This window comes from Streptomyces sp. NPDC091387 (genome assembly GCF_044756945.1).
In the GTDB taxonomy this organism is placed as follows: Bacteria; Actinomycetota; Actinomycetes; order Streptomycetales; family Streptomycetaceae; genus Streptomyces.
Map to the genome: position 1 here is coordinate 704,012 of NZ_JBIVTZ010000001.1, position 22,963 is coordinate 726,974.

Annotated in this window: 18 protein-coding genes and 1 pseudogene; 16 read left to right on the top strand and 3 right to left on the bottom strand. The window is 70.4% G+C overall.

Annotated elements, in window-relative coordinates:
- Positions 1–153: 153 nt before the first annotated feature.
- From eccD to ACIQM0_RS03330, 11 genes are all read left to right on the top strand, one after another.
- Positions 154–1,494: a type VII secretion integral membrane protein EccD gene (gene eccD, locus ACIQM0_RS03280; RefSeq protein ID WP_401283037.1), complete on the top strand. Its 1,341-nt coding sequence runs from the start codon at positions 154–156 to the stop codon at positions 1,492–1,494.
- Between the two features lie 62 nt (positions 1,495–1,556).
- Complete coding sequence (locus ACIQM0_RS03285; protein WP_401283039.1) at positions 1,557–2,699, top strand: MinD/ParA family protein; 1,143 nt, start codon at positions 1,557–1,559, stop codon at positions 2,697–2,699.
- Between the two features lie 127 nt (positions 2,700–2,826).
- Entirely contained in the window at positions 2,827–6,834 is a 4,008-nt protein-coding gene (gene eccCa, locus ACIQM0_RS03290; RefSeq protein ID WP_401283041.1) for a type VII secretion protein EccCa, read from the top strand.
- 58 nt (positions 6,835–6,892) lie between these two features.
- A complete protein-coding gene (locus tag ACIQM0_RS03295; protein ID WP_401283043.1) occupies positions 6,893–8,314 on the top strand; it encodes a DUF6177 family protein in 1,422 nt (473 codons plus the stop codon).
- Between the two features lie 127 nt (positions 8,315–8,441).
- Positions 8,442–8,774, top strand: coding sequence for a hypothetical protein (locus ACIQM0_RS03300; protein WP_401283045.1), 333 nt, complete (start codon positions 8,442–8,444; stop codon positions 8,772–8,774).
- 91 nt (positions 8,775–8,865) lie between these two features.
- Positions 8,866–9,186 (top strand): pore-forming ESAT-6 family protein, encoded by a 321-nt coding sequence (locus ACIQM0_RS03305; protein WP_123471229.1) that lies wholly within the window; start codon positions 8,866–8,868, stop codon positions 9,184–9,186.
- Positions 9,187–9,289: 103 nt separating this feature from the next.
- Positions 9,290–9,715 (top strand): DUF6507 family protein, encoded by a 426-nt coding sequence (locus ACIQM0_RS03310; protein WP_401283398.1) that lies wholly within the window; start codon positions 9,290–9,292, stop codon positions 9,713–9,715.
- Complete coding sequence (locus ACIQM0_RS03315) at positions 9,712–12,546, top strand: hypothetical protein (protein WP_401283047.1); 2,835 nt, start codon at positions 9,712–9,714, stop codon at positions 12,544–12,546. Before ACIQM0_RS03310 ends, ACIQM0_RS03315 begins: the two co-directional genes overlap by 4 nt.
- A gap of 14 nt (positions 12,547–12,560) precedes the next feature.
- Positions 12,561–13,427, top strand: coding sequence for an immunity 49 family protein (locus ACIQM0_RS03320; protein ID WP_401283049.1), 867 nt, complete (start codon positions 12,561–12,563; stop codon positions 13,425–13,427).
- A 320-nt stretch (positions 13,428–13,747) separates the two neighbouring features.
- Complete coding sequence (locus ACIQM0_RS03325) at positions 13,748–14,209, top strand: hypothetical protein (protein WP_401283051.1); 462 nt, start codon at positions 13,748–13,750, stop codon at positions 14,207–14,209.
- Positions 14,210–14,583: 374 nt separating this feature from the next.
- Positions 14,584–14,982, top strand: coding sequence for an Imm49 family immunity protein (locus tag ACIQM0_RS03330; protein WP_401283053.1), 399 nt, complete (start codon positions 14,584–14,586; stop codon positions 14,980–14,982).
- Here the strand turns inward: ACIQM0_RS03330 and ACIQM0_RS03335 are convergent.
- Positions 14,874–16,019, bottom strand: a complete 1,146-nt coding sequence (locus ACIQM0_RS03335; protein WP_401283055.1) for an ATP/GTP-binding protein — start codon at positions 16,017–16,019, stop codon at positions 14,874–14,876. The two genes, ACIQM0_RS03330 and ACIQM0_RS03335, sit on opposite strands and share 109 nt — an antisense overlap.
- A 391-nt stretch (positions 16,020–16,410) precedes the next feature.
- On the opposite strand from ACIQM0_RS03335, the gene ACIQM0_RS03340 reads away from it, so the two are divergent.
- From ACIQM0_RS03340 to ACIQM0_RS03350, 3 genes are read left to right on the top strand one after another with little or no spacing between them, the layout of a single operon-like run.
- Positions 16,411–17,568, top strand: coding sequence for an acyl-CoA dehydrogenase family protein (locus tag ACIQM0_RS03340; RefSeq protein ID WP_401283057.1), 1,158 nt, complete (start codon positions 16,411–16,413; stop codon positions 17,566–17,568).
- Positions 17,569–17,587: 19 nt separating this feature from the next.
- A complete protein-coding gene (gene tesB / locus ACIQM0_RS03345) occupies positions 17,588–18,475 on the top strand; it encodes an acyl-CoA thioesterase II (protein ID WP_401283059.1) in 888 nt (295 codons plus the stop codon).
- A 59-nt stretch (positions 18,476–18,534) separates the two neighbouring features.
- The gene (locus ACIQM0_RS03350; protein ID WP_401283061.1) at positions 18,535–19,572 is read left to right on the top strand and encodes a cation diffusion facilitator family transporter; all 1,038 of its coding nucleotides are present in this window, start codon (positions 18,535–18,537) and stop codon (positions 19,570–19,572) included.
- Positions 19,573–19,602: 30 nt separating this feature from the next.
- Here ACIQM0_RS03350 and ACIQM0_RS03355 read toward each other — a convergent pair whose 3' ends face one another.
- Positions 19,603–19,926 (bottom strand): DoxX family protein, encoded by a 324-nt coding sequence (locus ACIQM0_RS03355; RefSeq protein ID WP_401283399.1) that lies wholly within the window; start codon positions 19,924–19,926, stop codon positions 19,603–19,605.
- Here ACIQM0_RS03355 and ACIQM0_RS03360 point away from each other — a divergent pair.
- Positions 19,843–20,046: pseudogene (locus ACIQM0_RS03360) on the top strand (winged helix-turn-helix transcriptional regulator); the annotation flags it as partial. The gene ACIQM0_RS03355 and the pseudogene ACIQM0_RS03360 sit on opposite strands and share 84 nt — an antisense overlap.
- Positions 20,047–20,131: 85 nt before the next feature.
- On the opposite strand, the gene ACIQM0_RS03365 reads toward ACIQM0_RS03360, so the two are convergent.
- Positions 20,132–20,911: a phosphatase gene (locus tag ACIQM0_RS03365; protein ID WP_401283063.1), complete on the bottom strand. Its 780-nt coding sequence runs from the start codon at positions 20,909–20,911 to the stop codon at positions 20,132–20,134.
- 366 nt (positions 20,912–21,277) lie between these two features.
- Between ACIQM0_RS03365 and ACIQM0_RS03370 the strand changes: the two genes are divergently transcribed.
- Positions 21,278–22,951, top strand: a complete 1,674-nt coding sequence (locus ACIQM0_RS03370; protein WP_401283065.1) for a glycosyltransferase family 2 protein — start codon at positions 21,278–21,280, stop codon at positions 22,949–22,951.
- The last annotated feature ends 12 nt before the right edge of the window (positions 22,952–22,963 follow it).

A 22,963-nucleotide genomic window follows, 5' to 3' on the forward strand; every position in this document is an offset into this window, starting at 1 on the left:
TGCGTGCGCCGGGATTCACCGAGACCGGATTCCACGGGACCGCGGACCGCTCCATTCGCTTGGTTCGCTTGGTTCGCTTGGTTCGCTTTGCCCAATTGGCCCGAAATTCCGGGAAATCGCGATGATAGGTTTTCGTAAGTGGTGAGTACAGCAATGACTTCCCGGGCGGAAATGAGCCGGGTGACCCTGGTGGGTGAGCGGCGTCGGGCCGACATCGTGCTGCCCTCCGACACTCCTGTCGGTCAACTCCTTCCGGACATCCTGCAGTTGCTGGACGACCGGGCCGCATCGCGGCCGTTGACCCGGCAGTTGCTCACCGCGGACGGCTCGGCCCTTCCGCACGACAGCACCCTGGCGTCGGCCGGGATCGGCGACGGCGCCGTGCTGCGGCTCGTCCGGACCCACGCCGCGCCGCCCGCACCGGTGGTCCACGACGTCACGGACCAGGTGGCCGACAACCTCGACATGCAGGCCTGGCGCTGGCGTCCGGCCGCACGGCGGGCCGCCGCGGGGGCGACGACGGTGGCCTTCGCGGTGATCGCCGCGCTGCTCGCCCGCAGCGAGTTCCCGCTCACCCCGCTGGCGGGCGCCCTGGCGGCCGTCACCGTCGTCCTGCTGGTGGCCGGTGCGCTCGTCGCCCGGCTCGGGCGGGGCAACCGCGGTCTGGCGACCGCGCTGTTGCTCGCCTCCAGCGTGCTCGGGATCCTCACGGCCTGGACGGCCGCCGACGCGTACAACTGGTCCGGGGCGCTCCGGCTGGCCGCCGTGGCGGGCGCGGTGACCCTGTCGCTGGCGCTGCTCGGCTTCTTCTCACCGCTGGGCCGGGGCGGCCTCATCGGCGCCATGGCGACGGCCTCCCTGACCGTGGTCTGGGAGGCCGTCGCCGCCGTCACGTCGGACGTCGCCCGGCTCGGTGCCGTGATGGCCGTGGTCTCCGTGGTGCTGCTCGGCGTGCTGCCCCGGATCGCCCTGATGGCTTCGGGGCTCACCGCGCTCGACGACCGGCGCTCGGGCGGGGTGTCCGTCAGCCGTCACGACGTCGGCAACGCGCTGGCCGCCACGCATCGCGGGCTCGCCCTCGCGACCCTCGCCACCTCGGTGTCGGCGGCCGCCGCGGGCTGGCTCCTCACCCTGGCCGGCCGGCCGACCGTGTGGACCGTGCTGCTGGCCTCGCTCGTCGCGGTGGTGCTCCTGTCCCGGGCCCGCGCGTTCCCGCTGGTGGCCGAGGTGGTGGCGCTCTCCGCGGCCGCCGCGGTCCTCGTCGTCCGTCTGGTGATGCTCTGGATGGATCACGCCGGGGGCGCCGGGCCCATCGCCGTGCTGTGCGCGGCGGCGCTGCTGCCCCTGCTCGCGCTGGCGGTGGAGCCGCCGGAGCACGTACGGGTCCGGCTGCGGCGCACCGCCGACCTCGTCGAGTCCATCGGCGTGGTGGGGCTCTTCCCGCTCACCGTCGGCGTGTTCGGCATGTACGGGCAGCTGCTCAACAAGTTCTGACGACTGACACCACATGCGCGGGCGCTCCGGGCGGGGCATCGAAGCGGGGATGAAGGACAGACATGCCGAACGCGGACAACTGGCAGAGCGATGTGCTGCGCGACCTGAGCGGCACCGCCGCCCCGCAGGGCACAACGGGCACGACAGGCAGGCCGGGCACGGCGGACACCGGCGAACGGACGGCACCGGCGCCGGTCCGGGCCCAGATCCAGGCCCAGGCCCAGGCGCTTGCACCTGCGCCGGCGCAGGTGCAGGTGCAGGCGCAGGGCGCCCGGCCCCTCGGCGCACCGGACTCGCGGGCGGTGGTGGACCGGGAGCTGGCCGGCACGGCGCGGCGGCCGCGGCAGGGTGAGTCGCTCGCCGTACGGGCCTCGCGCGCCCTGCGCCGAATCGTTTCCTCCTCTGCCGCGCGCGAGGTCGCCGAGATCACCCGTACCGCCGAGGTGCTTCAGCGGCCGGTGACGACCGGGCGGCAGATCGCCGTCACGTCCATCCGGGGCGGTGCGGGCAAGACGACCGTCGCCGCGCTGCTCGGCACGGCGTACGCGCACTACCGCCAGGACCCGGTCCTCCTCGTCGAGGCCGATCCGGCCCTCGGCTCGCTGCCGTTGCGGCTCGGTGCCGAGACGCTGCGGTGGACCACGGCCGATCTCGCGGACATCGTGGAGCCGCAGATGTCGCTGCTCGACGTCACCGGCTATCTCGTCCAGCTCCCCGAAAACGCCTGGCTGCTGCCCGGCAGCCAGGGCCGGATCGGGGCGATGCTGGACACCGCCACGTACGAACGGGTCATGGTGGCGCTGCGCCGCTACTTCAGCGTGACCGTGGTCGACTGCGAGACGCTTCCCGCCGAGGTCGCCCGGGTCGCCCTCACGGCCTCCCAGGCCCGTGTGCTGGCCGCCCCCGCCACGCTGGACGGCGTCACGAGCACGTACGCGGTGCTGCAGTGGCTGCAGGGGCTGCCCCGTCATGTGATCGCCGGGACCGTGGTCGTCCTGTCCAGCACGGTGGCACGGCCCGGCATCGACGTGGAGGCGGCCGCGGACCGGCTCCGGTCCACCGGTGCGAACGTCCACGTCCTGCCCTACGACCGGCATCTGGCGGCGGGCGGGGCCCTGCGCACCGAACTGCTCGCCCGGCCGACGCGGCTGGCCGCAACCCGGCTGGCGGCCGAGGTGTTCGAGCTCTCCCAGAAGCGCCGGTGACCGCGATGAAGCCGTCCCCGAGTCCCCGAGCGACAGCGGCACCAGCACCACCGCCGGTACCGAGGCCGATGACACCCCCGAGCCCACGCACGCACCACGAACCGGCCGTGAACTCCGGACGGAGCCGATGAGTACCCGCCTGATCCACCGCCCCGCCCGGACCACCCGCCCGCCGGCCGTGACCGCGCCCCGCACCATCGAGGCGCCGCCCAACCTGCCCGAGGGCAAGGCGGGCAACATCGCGATGTCGCTGCTGCCGGTAGCCGGGGTCATGTCGTCCGTCGTGATGATGACGGTCGTCCGCAACAGCCAGTTCGCCGGACTCGGCGCGATCATCCTCGTGGTCACCGTCATCGGCTCCGCGGCCCTGCTCCTCTCGCAGCGCGGCAAGGCCCAACGCACGCGCCGTACGCAGCGCGAGGCCTACCTCGCCTATGTGGAGGACCTGCGCGAGGAGTTGTCGGCCGAGGAGCGTGAACGGCGAGGGCGGGCGGACGTGCTGAACCCGTCGCCGTACTCCCTGTACGACATCGTGCGCGACCCGGCCCGCCTCTGGGAGCGGCGACGGGTCGACGACGACTTCCTGCGGGTACGGGTCGGCACCGGCGAGATGCCGGTGCGGGACCTGCAGATCGCCGAGCCGGGCTCGTCCGTCCTCACGCCGCCCGACCTCTTCATGCTCAACGAGGCCTCCGCCGTGGTGAACCGCTTCCGCAACGGGACCGAACTGCCGCTGACCGTCCCCCTCGACCGCGTCGGCAACGTCAGCGTCATCGGCCCCCGCGAGGACGGCCTGCGCCTCGTGCGTGCCCTGCTCGTCCAGGCGGCGGCGCTGCACGCGCCCGACGACGTGGCCGTCGCCGTCGCCGCACCGGGCGACCGGATAGCGGACTGGGAGTGGGCCAAGTGGCTGCCCCACCTGCTCGATCCCGAGCAGTTCGACGGCCCGGTCGCCGCCCGCCGCATCGCACCGTCCGCACCCCAGCTGGCCCGACGGCTCGACGCGGAACTGCGCCGCCGGGCCTCCTACGCCGCCGAGGTCCGCCGCGGACTGGCCGGGCGGGACGCGCTGTCCATGAACTCCCGGCTGCTCGTGGTCACCGACGGGCACGGCGAGGACGCCGTCGACCTGCCGCGTCCCGACGACGCCGTCGGGCTGCGCGAGATGGGCGTCACCGTGGTGCACCTGCTCGAACAGCGGGTGCAGGAACCCGGACACGTCAACGTACGCATCACCGTCGACGGCACCGACGTGACCATCGAGGACCTGCGCGAGGCCGAGCCGGTCCAGGCCCACGGCACGGTGGACGAGGTCGGTGTGCCGTTCGCCGAGGGCCTGGCCCGGATGCTCGCCCCGATGCGGCTCTCCGCCGAGTCGCTGGTGGACGCCCCGCTGTCCGGTCCGGTCGAGTTCGCCGCGATGCTCGGCATCGACGACGTGGCCCGGCTCGACCTGGACCGGCTGTGGGCGCCGCGCGGGGAGCGGGCCTTCCTGCGCGTCCCGATCGGCATCAGCGACTCCCACGAGCCGGTGCTGCTGGACCTCAAGGAGTCCTCCGAGCTCGGCATGGGCCCGCACGGGCTGTGCGTGGGCGCCACCGGATCCGGGAAGTCGGAGCTGCTGCGGACCCTGGTCCTCGGCCTGGTGGCCACCCATCCACCCGAGGACCTCGCGCTCGTCCTGGTCGACTACAAGGGCGGCGCCACCTTCGCCCCGTTCGCGGACCTGCCCCATGTCGCGGGCGTCATCACCAACCTGGAGAACCAGGCGGGCCTCGTCGAGCGGGTCCACTCCTCGCTCGCGGGTGAGGTCAAGCGCCGCCAGCAGGCCCTGAAGGACGCGGGCAACGTCGCCGACATCGGGGACTACGCGGCCCTGCGCGCTTCGAGGCGGCCGGACCTCGACCCGTTGCCCCACCTCTTCGTCGTGATCGACGAGTTCGGCGAACTACTCACCGCCAAGCCGGACTTCATCGACCTGTTCCTCTCCATCGGCCGGATCGGACGCTCCATCGGCGTCCATCTGCTGCTCTCCAGCCAGCGCATCGAGGGCGGCAAGCTCAAGGGCCTGGAGACCTACCTCTCCTACCGGCTCGGCCTGCGGACCTTCTCCGCCGACGAGTCGCGCACGGTCCTGGACACCACGGACGCCTTCCACCTGCCGCCGCTGCCCGGCTTCGGCTATCTCAAGGTCGACACCAGCCACTACGCCCGGTTCAAGGCGGGCTACGTCTCGGGCGGATACCGAGGGCCCGCCCGGCGCGCCGACGAGGAGGAGACCGGGCCGCTCGCCCTGGAGTACGAGGCGTTCAACACCCTGGCCGGACCGGACAGCACCCAGCAGGACCGGGAACCCGCGTCCCGCCGCCGCGAGACCGGCCCGACCGAACTCGGCATCATGGTCGCCCAGTTGACCGGTGCCGCGCCCGGTGTGCGCAGCATCTGGCTGCCCCCGCTGCCCTCCGCGATCGCCCTGGACGCGGTCGCCGGCCCGCTGGACGTCGGCCCGCGCGGCATGCGCCTGGCCGGGGCCCGCACGGGCGGCGGCCGGGTCGGTACGCGGCAGCAGGGTCCGCTCCGGGTGCCGCTCGGCCTGCTGGACGACCCGGCCAAGCAGTGGCAGGGACAGTGGTTCCTGGACCTGACGGTGGCCGGCGGCCACGCGGCCGTGATCGGCGGCCCGCAGTCCGGAAAAACGACGCTCCTGCGCACGCTCGTCCTCTCCCTCGCGCTGACCCACACCCCGCAGGAGGTCGGCGTCTACGGACTCGACCTGGTCGGCGGCGGCCTCCAGGCGCTGGCGGAGCTGCCGCACGTGGGTGGCATCGCGGGCCGCGCCGACCGGGAGCGCGCGGCCCGCACCGTCGAGGAGGTCCGCGCCATGCTCGCCGTGCGCGAGGACCTCTTCCGCGAGCACGGCATCGACTCGGTCGAGCAGCTGCGCACCCTGCACGCGGCGGGGCGGCTGCCGCGGCTGGCGTCCGCCGAGATCGTGCTCGTCATCGACGGATTCGGCGCGCTGCGCGACGACTTCGACGACCTCGACGACGCGGTCGCGGACATCCTCAAGCGCGGCGGCGGGTACGGCATCCACGTCGTCGCGGGCATGCTGCGCTGGAACGACGTACGCATAGCCATCCAGTCCAACTTCGGCACCCGCGTCGAACTGCGGCTGAACGATCCCAGCGAGTCGAGTGTCGACCGCAAGCTCGCCGCGACCCTGTCGCCCGACGAGCCCGGCCGGATCCTCACCGACGGGAAGCTCTTCGCCCAGGTCGCCCTTCCCCGTACGGACGGGGTGGCCGACACGGCGGACCTCGGCGCGGTCCTGGAGCGCGCCGCGCGGACGGTCCGCGCCACCTGGCACGGTGATGTCGCCCAGCCCGTCCGGGTGCTGCCCCACGTCCTGGAGCCGAAGCTGCTGCCGGGTCCGGTCACCGAGCCGCATCGGGTCCCGCTCGGCCTCGACCAGTCGGCCCTCGCGCCCGCCCTGCTCGACCTGTTCGGCCACGACCAGCACCTGCTGGTGCTGGGGGACAGCGAGTGCGGCAAGACGAACCTGCTGCGGACGGTCGCGCACGGCCTCGTCGACCGCTACGGCGAGGACGATCTGGTGTTCGCGGTGATGGACCCGAGGCGCTCGCTGCGCGGGGTGGTCCCGGAGGAGTTCAACGGCGGCTACGCGTACAACTCCAAGCTGTGCGCCGGGCTTTCGGCCGGGATCGCCACCGAGCTGGAGAAGCGGCTGCCCGACGAGAACGCGCGCCTGGAGGACCTGGAGCCGGGCAGCTGGGGCAAGGGCCCGCGCATCGTGGTCCTGGTCGACGACTACGACGTCCTGACGACCGCGGGCCAGTCACCGCTGGCCGCGTTCCTCCCGTACATCCCGTCGGCGGTCGACATCGGTCTCCACTTCGTGCTGACACGACGGGTGGCCGGTGCGTCGCGCGGCATGTACGAGCCGCTGGTGCAGGGCCTGCGGGAGTCGGGGGCCTCGGCCCTGGTGATGACGGGCGACCGGAGCGAGGGCCAGCTGTTCCCCGGGGTGTACGCCTCGCAACAGGCCCCGGGCCGCGGCACGTTCATCCAGCGGGGCCGCCCGAACCGGCTGGTCCAGACGGTGTACGCGCCGTGAGCGACCCGGTGGACCACCGTAACGACCGCTGCCGAACGACGAAGGGCCGGACGACTCCATGACGAAGGACGTCATCGCACTCACCGCCCGTATGCCCGATCCGTGGACCGTGCTCGCGGGCCTGCTCTCCGGCGGCCCGGACAAGCTGGTGGGCGCGCGGGGCGACGGCGCCGTGGTGCAGCTCTGCGACACGCAGGGGCGCCCGCTCGTCTCGGTCGAGGCACCGCTGCTGGTCGCGGTGGAGGGCGAGGCGGAGCGGCTGCTCGGTGCGACACCTCCACCCGTGCCGTACTGGTGGACGGAGGCCCGCGCCACCACGGGGGTCGCGGAGGCGGAACAGCTCGCGGGTACGTTCGCGACCCGGCTCACCGCACTGGTGGGCGGCTCGGCCTGGCCGCCGGACGCCGCGGGCTCGCTCACCGTGGTGCCGTCGGACGGGGTGAGCGTCGCCCCGGCACCGGCCGCCGCGCAGCCCGCCGTCGACGTGCTCACCGAGAGGGTCGCCGTCGTCATCCAGGACCGCCCGGTTGTCGCGATGACGGCCTGGCTCTCGGACGCCTTCCGCGCGGCCGCCGAGGCGGGGCTCGGCCTCCAGATCGTCAGCCCGGCGGGGACCACGCTCTCCCCCGCCGTACGCGACAGCCTCGGCGGATGGCCGTCGCGCTGGATCGTCCAGGACGAGCGGGACGGGTACTACGACGGCCTCACGGGCGCCGTACTGCGGTGGCAGGACGGCGCGTTCAGCCCGCCGGCCTCCCCGGACGCTTCGCAGGAGGACCCGCACACGCAGGTGGCGGCCGCCTACCAGGAGGTAGCGGACACGGGCGAGCGCCAGCTCGGCCTGACCTTCCGCATGGTCCACCCGGCGGACGACCGGCTGGTGCTGGGCGGCGGCCTGGAGACGGTGTGGCGGCAGCTGACGGGGAGGCCCCCGGCCGGCTGGGGTACGTCAGAACCGGCCAACCTGCCATGGTCTCCGCGCCAGTTGACCGACGTGGCTCATCGCAGGGCGCCGGAACCGACGTGGCTCGTCGTGGTCGGCGGCCCGGACCGGCCGGGCCTGGCCACCGTACGCATCACGCGCACGGAGGCGGGCGTCGAGGAGCACGTCACGATGGCGCTCGGCTACGGAAGCGGCGAGGAGGTTCCGACCGACGCCCTGCCGGCCGTCGCGGAGGCCCTCGCCACCCGGCACCCCCTCCAGTCGATGCTCGTACAACTTCGCAAAGCGCGACGTGACATGGCGGTACCCGCGCACTTCGAGGGACCGGGCGTCCCGCTGGCCTTCGTGCTCGGCGCGGAGGAGGTCCGCGCCCTGCCGGGCGACCGCGCCCGCCGCACGCCCCTGCCGGCGGCACCCCTCCCCCTCGGCCCGAAAACGCGCCCCGCGCTGTACTACCCGCTGCCGGGCGACCCGTCGGACCTGTCGGGCTGGCAGGACTTCGAGCGGCTGATGCGCCATCTCAAGGGGGCGCCGTGACCGCGCCCGATGTCATGGCTTGGCAACAACGACAATCTGTCCGATTGCTGATTGCAGTAGCGATGCGTGAGTTGATAGACATGTATTCGATCACTAAGGCGTTCGTTCGAGTGGGCGGGGGAAGCTGATGAAGTTCACCATGGGGGCCTCGGTCCTTTCGACCCTGATATCGAAGTCGCAGGGCTCCAGTACGGATCTGGGCACGCTGATCCGGCAGTTGATCGCCGCGGCGGAGCCGCTGGAGGGCAAGTTCCACGGTTCGGGCAAGGTCGCGTTCGACGACTTCAAGAACCGATCCGACGAGATCACCGCGGCGTTGAACGCCTCGCTCTCCGGAATCCTGGGCGGCCAGTCCGGGATGGACGCGGCGTTCGGCTCGGGTGACCAGGAGCAGGGCGAGAACGCGAAGACGCAGATGGCGTCGGCCAACTTCGACGCGGCCCGGTTCTCGGGCCGCTGACACAGGCCGGCCCGACCGCAGGGCGGCAGGTTTCCGTCTTCCGGGCTTTCGTATGACGGGTTTTCGCATTTCTGACGGGGAGTGATGGGTGATGGCAGGAAACGCGGGCGACACCGACCGGCGTGCGTACGACACGGGCGCATCCACCGAGGTGCAGGGCAACATCCAGGTGGTGATCGCCCAGCTGGAGATGGTGATCACGGCCCGGGACACGCAGGTGAAGGCGGCGATGAGCGACTTCGCGGCCGACGGTGTGGCGGACGAGTACCACGGCAAGGAACTGCGGTGGAACACGACCTCGCAGGAGGTCAAGAACATCATCCAGCTGCTGCGTTCGACGCTGGAGAAGAACGACGGCACCGCACAGCAGACGCTGGCGCGCGCCAAGGCCGCGGTCGACAACATCGGTTGAGCGGTCTCGCTGTGACGCCCACCGGAGGAATCGTTCCTTCCTCTTCCGGTGGGCGCGATGGTTCGGCATCGGGTACGGGTACGGGTACGGGGGCGTGTTTTCAGTGACGGCGTGGGACATCAAGCCGCAGGGTGTGCAGGGCAGGCTGAAGGTGGTCGGCACGCACGCCGATGACCTGGAGAAGGCGCTGAACGCGATGGTCACCGCGATGTCGGAGGCGGCGACGCATGCGGGTACGGCGGTACCGGGCACGGCGGCGTCGCTGCCGGTGGCCGGGCCGGTGGCGGTGGGGGCGGAACCGCTGTCGCATCCCACGCTGGGGCCCGTCGCGGCGGCGCTGGGCGAGTACCTGACGGCGCGGAAGCCGCAGCTGAAGTCGATGGCGGAGCGTATCCAGGCCGCTGTGCTGGGCGCGGCGACAGCGACGAACGAGTACGTGGAGGGCGACCTGGAGGCGGCCAAGCAGGCCCAGGACGCCGCCAAGTCCGTCCGCCTGGACCTGCTGAAGGACATGGGGGCGGGAAAGTGAGCAAGAACGAGGCGGTCAACCCGTCGGGCATACCGGTCTTCACCGGCGACCTCGCCCTGCTGGACCGCAGCGTGGGCGCGCTGGCGAAGAGCGGGGAGTCGATCGCGACGGCCGCCGGTGACGTGCACAGCAGCTTCGGCGGCCTCCAGGCCTTCTACAAGGCGCCCGAGGCCGACCAGTTGTTCGCGACGACGAAGCCGGTCGCGGACCGCGGGACCTCTCTGAAGTCGGACCTGGCCACGATCACGGGTGCGCTGAGCACGTACTCGAACGACGCCTATCCGCTGGTCGAGAAGCTGAAGGAACTCAAGCGCGAAGCCGACGCCTTCGTCGTTCAGATCAGGGACGACGACAAGTGGCGCGAGGACGGCGACCTGACCGACGAGAACAACCACCGCCACGACGAGGTCACCGAGGCCTGGACGGCGTTCCAGGCCGTGGAGCGGGCCTGCCACGACAAGATCGTCGCCCTGGTCGGCGGCTCCTCGCTGAAGATCGACGACGGCTCCGGCAAGAAGGGGACGTACGGCTACGAGGCCGAGGCCCTCAAGCACGCCGAGGGCCTGCCCTGGGGCGACCCGGTCGAGGAGTCCAAGCCGTGGTACCAGCTCCATGAACACGCCTGGGACTTCATCAAGGGCTTCGCCGTTGACGGTGTCTGGGGCACGATCAAGGGCCTGGGCACCCTGGTCGGCACGGATGGATGGGACTCGGCCAAGCAGGCCTGGTCGGGGCTGGGCAAGCTCGCCACGGGCCTCACGATCAGCATCCTGCCGATGGGCAACCTGCTCTGGGCCGTCCCGGAGGACAAGCTCCCCTCCTACCTGCGTGATTCCCGCAGGGCGATGAAGGAGACCGGCAAGGCGCTGCTGGCCTGGGACCAGTGGGGCGAGAACCCGTCCCGCGCCGCGGGCGCGGTGACGTTCAACGTGATCACGACGGTCTTCACCGGCGGCACCGGCGGCGCGGCCTCCGGCGCCGGCAAGGCAGCCCTCGCCGCGAAGGCCCTGTCCACCGCGGGGAAGGTGGGCCGGTTTGTCGACCCGATGACGTACGTCTTCAAGGGCGCGAGCATGGGCCTGACGAAGATCGGCGACGTGATGGCCGGCTTCAAGGGCCTGGGCACCACCGAGATCCCTCCCCTGCCGGAAGGCGCGGTCACCCTGCCGGAGGGCGGGTTCAAGCTCGCTGACGGGACCCTGCACCTCCCGGAGGGCTCGGCGATCCCGGACAGCGCGTTCGAGGTCCCGAGCAACTCGTTCAAGCTCCCCGACGGCACGGAGATCCCCGCCGGGGCGATCGACCTGGGCGACGGCGTGGTCCGCCTCCCCGAGGGCATGGCACCCCCGGCCGGCTCCCTCCGCATCCCGGAAGGCGCCCTCAAACTTCCCGAGGGCACGACGGCCCTGCCCGAGAACGTGCTCAAGGGCACGGACGAGCACGGCAACACGGTCTACCTGGACCGCCCGGGCAACGTCCTGAAGGAGGACGGCACCCTCAAGCAACACCACAGCGCCGCGAAGCGGGAGGGTTTGGACACCGGGGCGGAGACCCCGGCCCCCTTGACCCCGGCCCAGCAGCCGGTACTGGTCGGCGCGCACACGGTGGGCGGCAACGCGGACGGGGCGATCCGGATGGGCGACGACCTGGGAGGCGCAGGGCGGGGGGGCAACGACGCCACCGATCTCGGCAGGACGCCCGGCGGGGCGGCGAACAATCTGCCAGGCGCCTCAGCCGGCCACCACATGCCAAGCAACAGCCTGGACGGCGGCGGGCCGGGCGGCCCCGAGCGGGGCGGCCCGGTCAACCACCAGCCCACGAACAGTCACAGTGGCGGAACGCACGGCGAGGGCCACGCCGAACCCACGGGTTCAGGCGGCCGTGACGTGCCTGCCGGTTCGGCGGTCGACAGCGGAGCCCCGGGCAATGCCGCCGGAGGCACACGCCACGGCGGCGAAGAAACGAGCGTGCAGCGGCTCAGAGAGCTCCAGCAGAAGCACGTCGAGCTGGCGAACACAAACGAGGCCTGGCGTCTGGAGCACTACAACACGCTTGGCCGCCGTAAACGAATCGTCAACCTGGTGGACGGTGTCGAACTTCCACAACTGACCCTCGATGCCAACGGCAAGTGGATCTCCGTTCACGACTTGCCGAACGGGCCACGGGAGGCCCGGTTCAACCCCAAGACGCTGGACGCAAGCTCAATCCCGGGCGAGGTTCTGCCGGACTTGAACAAGGCCGCTGGCGATCGCCGCGTGTATGTCGACCTGAATAACGCGGAGCTCAAGCTGAAGGGGGCGGACACTCCGGCGCACCGCGAGGCCGTCAAGCTGGCCCGGGCGGCATACGACGCCCGACTCCCCGGAGTTCCCAACAACAGTAAAATCCCGGAAGCGCTGGGCAACCGGGCGGCGGTGCTTCACGTGATCCCGCACGAATTCCCCCGAGCGCAGGTGATCGATCTCCCGAAGACCCCCAACGGCGCACACATGTTCGATGGCGCCTACGAACTACCCGATGGGGAACGCCTGCTCGTAGAGGAAAAGGCCCCGTCCAACGATCCCGACTGGCGCCAAGGCAAATCCGATCCCGACCCGCGGAACCCGAGCGACCACGGCGGCGCTCAGGGCATGCGGGTCCAACAGGGCACCAAGCCTTACATCCGGACGATTCTGGCCGAGATGACGTCCCGAGGTGGCAAGGACGCCACGATCGCCGCAGATCTCCGCACCGCGCTGAAGGCTGGGAAGCTGAGGTATGTGCTGGTCAAAGCAGTAGAGGACACTAACGGCCTCTACGCTGGGGCCATGATAGAGGAATTCAAGATCTAGCTGCAGGAGAGTGCATGACAACGCGCATTCCGCGCCACGACTTCCGTACGGACGACGCCACGGAGGCCATGAAGCCTGTTGTCGCAGCCGCCCAGGAGGCCATCGAGGGGATCGAGACGTCTGAGGACGATCGCTACGACGCCCTGACATTCGCGCTTGCCGCCGCGAAATGGCAGTGTCTGCTGGATCCCGAGGCGAGTGAGCTGGACACCTGGGAGTCCTGGGTGCGTGCTATGCAGGTCGGCTCCGCGCTCTTCGTCGCCGGCACCACGCAGGAGAGCACGGTGGCCTGCCGGGTCGGAACCCTGGACGAAGTACGCGTGCTCCCAGGGACAGGTCCACAGGACTACCTGCACGCTGGGAACTGGCTCACCTCCTTTTACCTGGCCGTGATCTGCCGCGAGAACGACCGGGTGAACCAGCTGGCCCAGGTTCCAGTGCCGTTTCTGCGTGCTTCCGGTGCTGAGTTCGACGAGTACGTCTACACCTGGATCGAGACTCTCCAGCACCTCTGGTTCGGCCGCCCCCAGACGTGGGACTCCCTGGTCAGCGCGATCCAGGGCACCGCGCCCGACCAGGCCCGGATCGCGAGCACCGAACTGATGCTGAAGATCCTCTACCCGCCACTGGAACTCTTCCAGCTCTACCTGCGCCGGGAGAACCAAGCCTTCACCGACTCGCTGGCGACAGCCCTGACCTGGCACAAGGAGTACTGGACCGCGGACGAGGCCCGCTCGCTGAGCGGCGACGGCCTCGTCGCCCTGGGCCCATTGGCCATCGCGTGCATGGCGTACGACGCGGACATGCCGATCGACATCGAGTCTGCGTACCTCCCGAAACACCTGCTCCAGCGCAGCTGGGTCGGGGAGTTCCCCGTCTGACACCTTCCTGATGGCCTCCTGAGGAGAAGAGCATTGATCGCCACTGTTTCCCCGTCACCCCTTTCCTGCAGGGAACGCGGACGTAGGGCTATTCGTTCTCAGCGGCCGTCGAGCATTCGAAGCGGGTATGGCGCCACCTGTAGAGTCCGTCGAGATCGGGCGAATGACCGCGCATTCGGAATTGATGTCGCACCTGGCTCCGCGCATTGGCGAAGCACCCCTGGTTGGCTGATCTGCCTGGGAGAGCGACGACATCAACACAGTGCCGAAAAAACACCCTGTATAGCTGATCAGAGCAAATGAGAAGGAGAACGGGGAACATGCGCAAGACGGTTATGGGAATGGCTCTCGCCGCCGCAGTGGCGGTACTGCTGACGGGTTGCGGAAGCGACAGCGGGTCGAAGGACAGAAAGGGCGGGGCTGCTCATTCCGGCGCCGAGGTGCCCGCTTCCAAGAGCCCCTCCCCCGAGGCCAAGTCGAAGAGCGGGGTTCACGAAGTGACCTTGGAGGCCGGGGGCAAGGGCAGGACCAACATCATGTACAACGCCGCAAGCCAGGGTTTCGAGGAGCAGAAGCTCCCGTGGACCCTCACGGAGACCGTCGAGCTCACGGCCGCCGAACAGCGGGTGGGGTACCTCGTCTCGGTCGTTCCGGGAACCGTCACCGCTGCTGACGGCACCTTGCAGATGGGGCCGTGCGTCATCAAGGTCGACGGCAAGAAGGTCACCGACAATGCCGAGGGGAAAACCGAAAAGGGCTGCACCCACAAGATCAAGGGATAGCGAACGGGGGCTCACCCCAGTCCGGGGCTGTGCGGTCCTGCCCTGCGTCTCCTGACCCTCGGACCACTGGCCGCGGCGGTTGAACAGTCCGCCACAGCCCGGCACCCTTCTCTCCGCAAGGCCGGGCGGCACACCAAGAGCCTTGAGCCGAGGCTATGTTGAGCGGCCTTCGTTTGATCCCTACCGTGCCGTCCGGCGCATCTCGCAAGCGTGTCAGCGGCACCGCATAAGGTTCGTCTCATGAGCTCTTCCTTGAGCGTCTACCTGTTGGACTACTTGCCGAGCCGCAGCCTGGAAGGAGAAGCGCCCGGTGGCCCGGTGACGTCGCACTGCCTGTTGGACACCGAGGCAGATCTGCTACCCACTTGGGAAGCATGGATCAGCGCCATGCAGGTCAGCTCGGCTCACTGGAGAAGGCGCTCCGCGCACACAAGGCCTATTGGACAACTGATCAGGAGCGAGCCGACTCCTGCTACGGATGGGTCGCCTTGGCCCCGCTAGCCATGGCCTGCTTGGCACTCGACGCCGACTTCTCCATCGAGATCGAGTCGGACTACATGCCCGGACACCTCTTGAAGGCAACGTGGGCTGGCGAGTTCCCCACCGGCCCGCTTGGCCTCCCTACTCTTCTCGCGAAGCAAGGCGATCGCCTTCTCCACGAGGATCAGCGGCTTGCGCTGCGATCCCTCGTCCGAGGCATTGGCGATCTGGACGTCATCGGTGGTCCCGGTTGCTTGAGCGTGCCGACGCCGCCGAACACACCTTCCAGGTAGGACTTCGCCAGGTCTTCGTGGGCGCCCGGCGACATGGAGCTCAGCGGATAGAGCTCGGTGGCGCCGTCCTTGTCCTTCTCCGTGAACCAGACCTGTCCGGCTTCGAGGAGCCGTTCTCCGGTCGGCGTGCTGAGCACCGTCGCCTCGTGGGAGGTGAACACCAGCTGGGCGGCGTTCGGATTGGACAGCGGGTCCTTGAAGAGGCGGATGACCTCAGCGGCGAACCGGGGGTGCAAACTCGCGTCGAGTTCGTCGAGCAGAAGGACCGCTCCGTCGTCGAGAGTCAGCAGCATGGGGCCCAGGAGAGCGAACCAGGAACGGGTACCGAAGGACTCCCGCTGCCAGTCGAGTGCGACCTCACCCGACGCCGCGCGGTGCAGCAGCCGGACCTTGCCGGGCCCGTTCGCGGACGACTCGACCACTGCGTCCGTAATGCCGAGGTCGGCGACGCGCAGCAGTTCCTTGATGCGGTATCCCTGCTCACCTGTGAGCTTCGACGCCGTGAAGGCTTCGCGTTGCGGGCGCTCCGTCTCCGGGCCGATCTGCCACAGGCTCCGGAACCAGTGGAAGAGGGGAGACAGCTGCGGATGATTGTCCGTGCCCGCCGTCGAGAGCAGCAGGGCGTTGGGGCGAGTCCGGCGGACCAGTTGGGCGCGGTCCTTCACGCGGCTGCTCGGCCATCTGTAGACGTCGGACCGTGAGGCGTCCCGGTCCATCCACTCCTGCTGGTGGCCCAGAGGATAGCTGTGCACCCATTCGGACTCGACGCGCTGTTCGCCGAGCTCGAATCCGTAGGTCCAGCGAACACCGTCGATGGCCACATCGACCTCGAAGAAGGTCGGCTCGGCGGTGCTCTTCGCGTCCAGTGCGAAGACCTCGCGGGGGATGCCCCGATACGAAGCCCACTGTGCGTAGGAGTTGAGGACGGCCGTCCTCATCGAGGCCAGAGCGTCGAGCACGTTCGACTTGCCTGAGGCGTTCGCGCCGAAGATGCCGACCAGAGGGAACACGGAGACGGGCCCGTCGGCCAACTCCACTTGTCGGGCTGCCGAGTGGCCTTCGTCCGATGCGGTGACGAGGGACAGCTCCTGCTCGTCACGAAGGGACCTGAAGTTTGAAACGCGGAATCTCAGCAGCACGGCGTCCTGCTCTCACATGTTCTCGCGGTCAGACTAATGGCCGACCCCGGCATCCGGGCGTCTGAGAACCGGCCTCGACCTCCCGAAACATACCGCCCTCGCCTTGATCGGGTTGCCGAACGGCTGATCATTCCAGCGCCTGCCCTCACTCGTGCCGCCGTCGGGATGCGCACCCGGAAAGGCGTGCTCAGCATCACCCTGGACAGCTCACGTGACCGCCGGGTAACTTTTAACCAAGGCTGAGCAAGCGCTTAGCCGAGCCGAGCGAAGCCGACCAGGGAGGCACCCCGTGCGCCGTACGGTATTCAACGAGGACCACGAGGCGTTCCGGGAGACCATCCGCGCCTTCATCGCGGCCGAGGTCGTGCCGGTGTACGACGAGTGGTTCGCGGCCGGCCAGGCCCCGCGCGACTTCTACCTCAAGCTCGGCGAGCTGGGTGTCTTCGGCATCACGGTGGACGAGGAGTACGACGGCGCGGGCATCGACTCGCACAAGTACGAGGCCGTCATCTACGAGGAGACCGCCCGCGCGGGCGTCTCCTTCGGCGGCTCCGGGGTGCACACCCTGCTCGGCCTGCCCTACATCAAGATGCTCGCCACCGACGAGCAGAAGAAGCGCTGGCTGCCGAAGTTCACCACCGGCGAGGAGATGTGGGCCCTGGCGATGACCGAGCCGGGCACCGGCTCCGACGTCGCGGGCATGAAGACCACCGCCAAGCTCTCCGAGGACGGCACGCACTACGTCCTCAACGGCGCCAAGACCTTCATCACCGGCGGGGTGCACGCCGACCGGGTCATCGTCTGCGCCCGCACCTCCGCCCCCCGCGAGGACGACCGCCGCTTCGGCATCTCGCTCTTCGCCGTCGACACCAAGTCCGAGGGCTACTCGGTCGGCCGCAAGCTCGACAAGCTGGGCCTGAAGGTCTCCGACACCGCGGAGCTGGCGTTCGTCGATGTCAAGGTCCCGGCCGAGGACCTGCTCGGCGAGGAGAACAAGGGCTTCGGTTACCTCGGCACCAACCTGGCCTCCGAGCGCTGGGGCATCGCCTTCGGCGCGTACGCGCAGGCCGCGGCCGCCGTCCGGTTCGCCAAGGAGTACGTGCTGGACCGCACCGTCTTCGGCAAGACCGTCGCCTCGTTCCAGAACACCAAGTTCGAGCTGGCCGCCTGCCAGGCCGAGGTCGACGCGGCCCAGGCCGTCGCCGACCGCGCGCTCGAGGCGCTGGACCAGGGCGAGCTGACCGCCGCGGAGGCCGCCTCCGCGAAGCTGTTCTGCACCGAGGTCGCGCACCGCGTGATCGACCGCTGCCTCCAGCTGCACGGCGGCTACGGCTTCATGAACGAGTACCCGATCGCCCGCCTGTACGCGGACAACCGGGTCAACCGGATCTACGGCGGCACCAGCGAGGTCATGAAGTCGATCATCGCCAAGTCCATGGGCTTGTAGAGCGGCTACGTTCTTCTCCATGAGCACAGCACACGACTCCCTGCTCGACCTGCTCCAGCTGCTCGACCTGGAACAGATCGAGCGGGACATCTTCCGGGGCACGAGCCGTTCGGCGCTCGTGCCCCGCGTCTTCGGCGGACAGGTCGCGGCCCAGGCGCTGGTCGCCGCGGGCCGCACCGTCCCGGCCGACCGGACCGCCCACTCGCTGCACTCGTACTTCCTGCGCGCGGGCGACCCGGGCGCACCGATCGTCTACAGCGTCGACCGCATCCGGGACGGGCGTTCCTTCACCACCCGGCGGGTCGTCGCCGTCCAGCACGGGCAGCCGATCTTCCACCTCTCCGCGTCCTTCCAGACGTACGAGGAGGGCCTGGAGCACCAGGCGGACATGCCGGCCGCACCCGATCCGGAGACGCTGCCCACGGCCGCCGAGATGCTGCCGCGCTACGCGGACCGGTTCAGCGATCCGGGTGTCGTGGACCGGCTGATCGAGGCACGGGCCGCGGTCGATCTGCGGTACGTGGACGCCCCGCCGTTCGGCACCGTCGGGGAGCCGCGCGAGCCCCGCTCGCAGGTGTGGTTCCGTACCAACGGCAAGCTGGCGGACGACCCGCTGCTGCACGTCTGCATGGCGACGTACGTCTCCGACATGACGCTGCTCGACTCGGTGCTCCTCGCCCACGGGCGCGGCGGCTGGGCGGTCGGTGACGTGGTGGGCGCGAGCCTGGACCACGCGATGTGGTTCCACCGGCCGTTCCGGGCCGACGAGTGGCTGCTGTACGACCAGGAGTCGCCGTCCGCGTCCGGCGGGCGCGGGCTGGGCCAGGCCCGTATCTACACGCAGGACGGCCGCCTCGCGATCACCGTCATCCAGGAGGGCGTGATCCGGGTCCCCCGGAAGGGCTGAACGGAACCCGTGGCCGCGCGTGGGACATGGCCGCCCCGGCTGCGGACATACTCCCCACCATGAGTGACGAGAAATCAGCGGGTGGGGAGTCCACGTTCACGGTTGTCGTCGCCGCGGCAGCCAACCTCGGCGTCGCCGTGGCGAAGGCCGTCGCGGGACTGATCAGCGGATCGAGCGCGATGCTCTCCGAGGCGGCGCACTCGGTCGCCGACACCGTCACCGAGGTACTGCTGCTCACCTCGCTCAAACGCAGCGAGAAGCCGGCCGACGAGGACCACCCGCTGGGCTACGGCCCCGAACGCTACATCTGGGCGATGCTCGCCTCCGTCGCCACGTTCGTCGGCGGTGCGGTCTTCTCCCTGTACGACGGCGTCCACACCCTCATGGCGGGCGAGGACCTCGGTGATCCGCTGGTCTCGTACATCGTGCTCGGCATCGCCTTCCTGCTGGAGGGCTACTCCCTGCGCACCGGGCTGCGCCAGGTCCGCGGCGAGGCGGCGCGGATCGGCGCGGACCCCTCCCGCTACTTCCGCCGCACGCCCGACACCGCGGTGAAGGCCGTGGTGATGGAGGACTCGGCGGCCCTGGTCGGACTGCTGCTGGCCGCGGGCGGGCTGCTCGGCGGCCAGCTGACGGGTTCCGGTGTCTATGACGGGATCGCGTCGATCCTGATCGGGGTGCTGCTCGTGTACGTGGCCTGGGTGCTCGGCCGCTCGAACGCCCAGCTGCTGATCGGCCGCCCGGTACCGCAGTCGATGCGGACGGGGGTGCGCGAGGAGCTGCTCTCCGTGCCACACATCATCGAGGTGCTGGAGCTGACCACCCTCATCCAGGGACCGTCCGAGGTCATGATCGCGGCGAAGGTCGACTTCCGGGACGTCGTCAGTGCCGAGCAGGTGGAGTGGGCCTGCGAGGAGGCGGAACAGCAGCTGCGCGAGCGGTACCCGTCGATCAAGCGCGTGTACCTGGACCCGACCCCGGGGATGGCCCAGCGCCGCCGTGCCCGCGCCGCCGGGGAGGATCCGGTGGTCGGGCCCGGCGACGGGGAGGGCAACGGGGACGGCGGGGGGCTGTTCACCGACCGGCAGGAGAACTGAGTCCGCCGCCGGGGCGCGGCCCCGCCTCCGTCACCACGTCGTGGCGAGCCGGGCCGCCACCGCGGCGAGCACGATGAGAGCGACGTCGAGGCCGGTCTCCTTCACCTCGCTCCGTGACAGGTGCAGGGCGGTCGCCAGCACCTGGGGCACCAGGAGGCCGATCGCCGCCGCCATCGCGAGGCCGGGTGCGATCCCGGTGAGGGGCGGCAGTACGAGGCCTGCGGCACCCAGGATCTCGACGGCGCCGATGGCCCGGACCAGCCCCGTCGGGACCGTGAGCGGATACGCTTCACCGAGCTCCAGCAGCGCATCCCGGGCATCTCGCAGCGGATGCTCACGCGTACGGTCCGGCACCTGGAGCGCGACGGTCTGGTGACCCGCACGGCGTACCCCGAGGTCCCGCCGCGCGTCGAGTACGAGCTCACCGCGACGGGGCGCACCCTGATCGGGCCCGCCGTGAAGCCGGCCGAGTAGGCCGTCGACCACAACCCCGGCATCGAGCGGAGCCAGGCCGCCTACGACGCGCAGAACCCCTGAGGTCCCGCGCGGGCGCCCCGGCTCAGACCAGTCCGGCCGCGTCCAGCAGGTAGTCCGTCATCGGGTCGTAGAACCGCGGGTCCAGCACGTGGTCGTCCAGCGGGACGGCCACCTGGAGGGTGCCCTCCGACTCCCCCAGGAACAGCGCCGGGTCGTTGCAGTCCGCGTATCCGATGGCGTCGAGACCGCGCTGCGCCGCGCATCCGGCCCAGCCGTGGTCGGCGACGACCAGGTCGGGCATGGGGCGCCCCTCCCGCTCCAGGCCGTCCAGGATCGCCGCCATCGGGGCCGGGGAGTGGGTGTGCCAGAGAGTCGCGCCGCGCTCCTGCACGGCGACGTCCGCGAACTGGAAGACCATGCCCTCGTCCGCCGTCAGCCCGGACGGGATGCGGACGATCTCGCAGCCGGCGGCCCGCAGCGCGGCCGCCGTCCGGCGGTGGACGTCCAGCAGACCGCCCGGGTGCCCGGTGGCGAACAGCACCCGCTCCGAGCCGTCGGCCGCCTTGCGCAGCCGGGCCGCCGCGCGGTCCAGGGCGGCGACGGTCAGCTCGGGGTCGATGGTGTCCTGGCCGAACCGGTGCTCCGGGTCGTCGCTGACCCCGCACCGCTCGGCCATCACGGCCAGCACGTCCTGCTCGTCGCGCCAGCGGTCGCCGAGCTCCAGGCCCAGCCAGAAGTGGCGGTCGCCGTTGGCGAGCTTGCGGTAGTGGGAGAGGTTGTTGTCGCGGGGGGTCGCGACGTCTCCGGCTATACGCGTACGGACGAGTTGTTCGACGAGGGCGGCGCGGCTGGGTATCGGCATGAACCCATTGTGCCGTCAGGTGTGCGCTGTGTGCCGTTCGTATGAAGCGGTCGGCGATTCCGGGCCCGGGAACGCGGGGCGGAGGCCGCCGCGGCGGTGGCCCGATGCCGCCGGTGGCGCGGGTCCGGAGCCGGGGTACGGCCTCCTCGGGATGTTGGGTGACTGTTAACCCGCGTGTGACCTGGAACTTCCCGCTCCATCCGGACGGGATCATGAAATAGGTCCAGACCACTCCCGGAGGAATTCCGGACCACTCCCCGCGCGCCCGGCCGACGTCTCACTCTCCGATCATCGGCAAATGGTCTATACCTTTGGCGCTAGGGTGGGTCCCCCGATACCGGGACATGCACAGCCGTGGGGGGCTTCATGACTGTCCATCACTTACCTCAACCTCCGTCCGACCAGGAGCTCTACTGGTACTTCGGGCCACAGCGCCGCTGGGTACTGATCAGCTCCTCGTTCGCCTTCGTGCTCACGGCGGCGGCCATGTTCACCTTCGCCCTGCGGACCCCGGCCCTGTGGGCCTTTCTCGCGGTGCTCTCCCTGAACGTCGTCGCCCTCGCGCTCTCGTCGGTCAACAGCCTGCGTCAGCGCCGGCTCACCAGGCGCTCGCACGAAGTGCTCGTGCACGCCTGGGCCCCGGCCGAACTGCCGAGCGTCGACCTCTACCTGCCGACCTGCGGGGAACCCCTGCCGGTCCTGGACAACGCCTACCGGGCCGTCGCGGACCTGGACTGGCCCGGAGCGCTGACCGTCTGGGTGCTGGACGACGCGGACAGCCCCGAAGTGGCCGCCCTGGCAGCTGAGTTCGGCTACCGCTACGTCGTACGTCCCGACCGGGGGCATCTGAAGAAGGCGGGCAACCTCAATCACGCGCTCACCCTGAGCAGCGCTCAGTACATCGCCATCCTGGACGCCGACTTCGCGCCCCGGCCCGACTTCCTGCGCCATCTCGTGCCGTACCTGGCCGACCCGGGCGTCGGCATCGTGCAGAGCCCGCAGTGCTTCGACACCGACGAGACGATGGAGTGGATCCAGCGCGCCGCCGGATCGGCGCAGGAGTGGTTCTTCCGCTGGATCCAGCCGTCCCGGGACGCGAGCGACGCGGCGATCTGCTGCGGCAGCAACGCGGTCTACCGGCGCAGCGCCATCGACCTGGCCGGCGGCTTCGCCCGGCTCGACCACAGCGAGGACCTGTACACCGGACTCGCCCTGTACGAGCAGGGGTTCCGGACCCTGTACGTGCCGGTGCTGGTGGCCAAGGGCACCTCGCCGGACAACCTCGCCTCCTTCCTCAACCAGCAGTACCGCTGGGCGATGGGCAACCTGCATCTGATCGGGACCCCGGTCCTCAAGCGGATGGGCGCCCCGTGGCGGATGCGGCTCTGCTTCCACGAGGGCGTCGTCGGCTACCTGACGACGGTGGTGAACACCTTCGCGGCCCCGCTGCCGCCGCTGGTGATGATGTTCTGGTACCCGGACCAGATCCGGCCCTGGCACGTGCTGCCGCTACTCGCGCCGCTGTGGCTGTGGCACGTGCTGCTGCCGCGGATCAGCCGGACCCGCTGGCGGATCGAGGTGATCCGGGCCAACGTCCTGATGAGCGTGGCCGCCGGAGCCGCCTTCCTGCACACCCTGCGCGGCCACAGCGCGGCATGGGTGCCCACCGGGGCCGGCGGCGGGAAGCCGGGCACGATGGCGCGGCGCGTGGTCCTCGTCTCGCTCGGCTGGCTCTGCTGCTCCACCGGGGCGGCGGCGGGCGGCCTCGCCCTGGCCGTCGCCCGCAACGGCTGGGCGCCCAACTGGGGACTCGGCCTCTATCTGCTGGTGCAGCTCCAGATCAACGTCCCCCTGATCAGGGACCTGGTGACCGGACTCCGCCCGGCCACCGCCCCTCGGCGCCCCGCGCCGGCCCGGCGGCGCACCCGCTCCGTGCTGCCCAGACGCTGGCCCGAAACGCTCGCCGTGACGGTCACGCTCCTGCTCACCGCCCTGCTCGCGTCCGGCTGGGTCGATCCCATGCTGCCCTGGCTGAGCTGAAAGGCCCTCGTA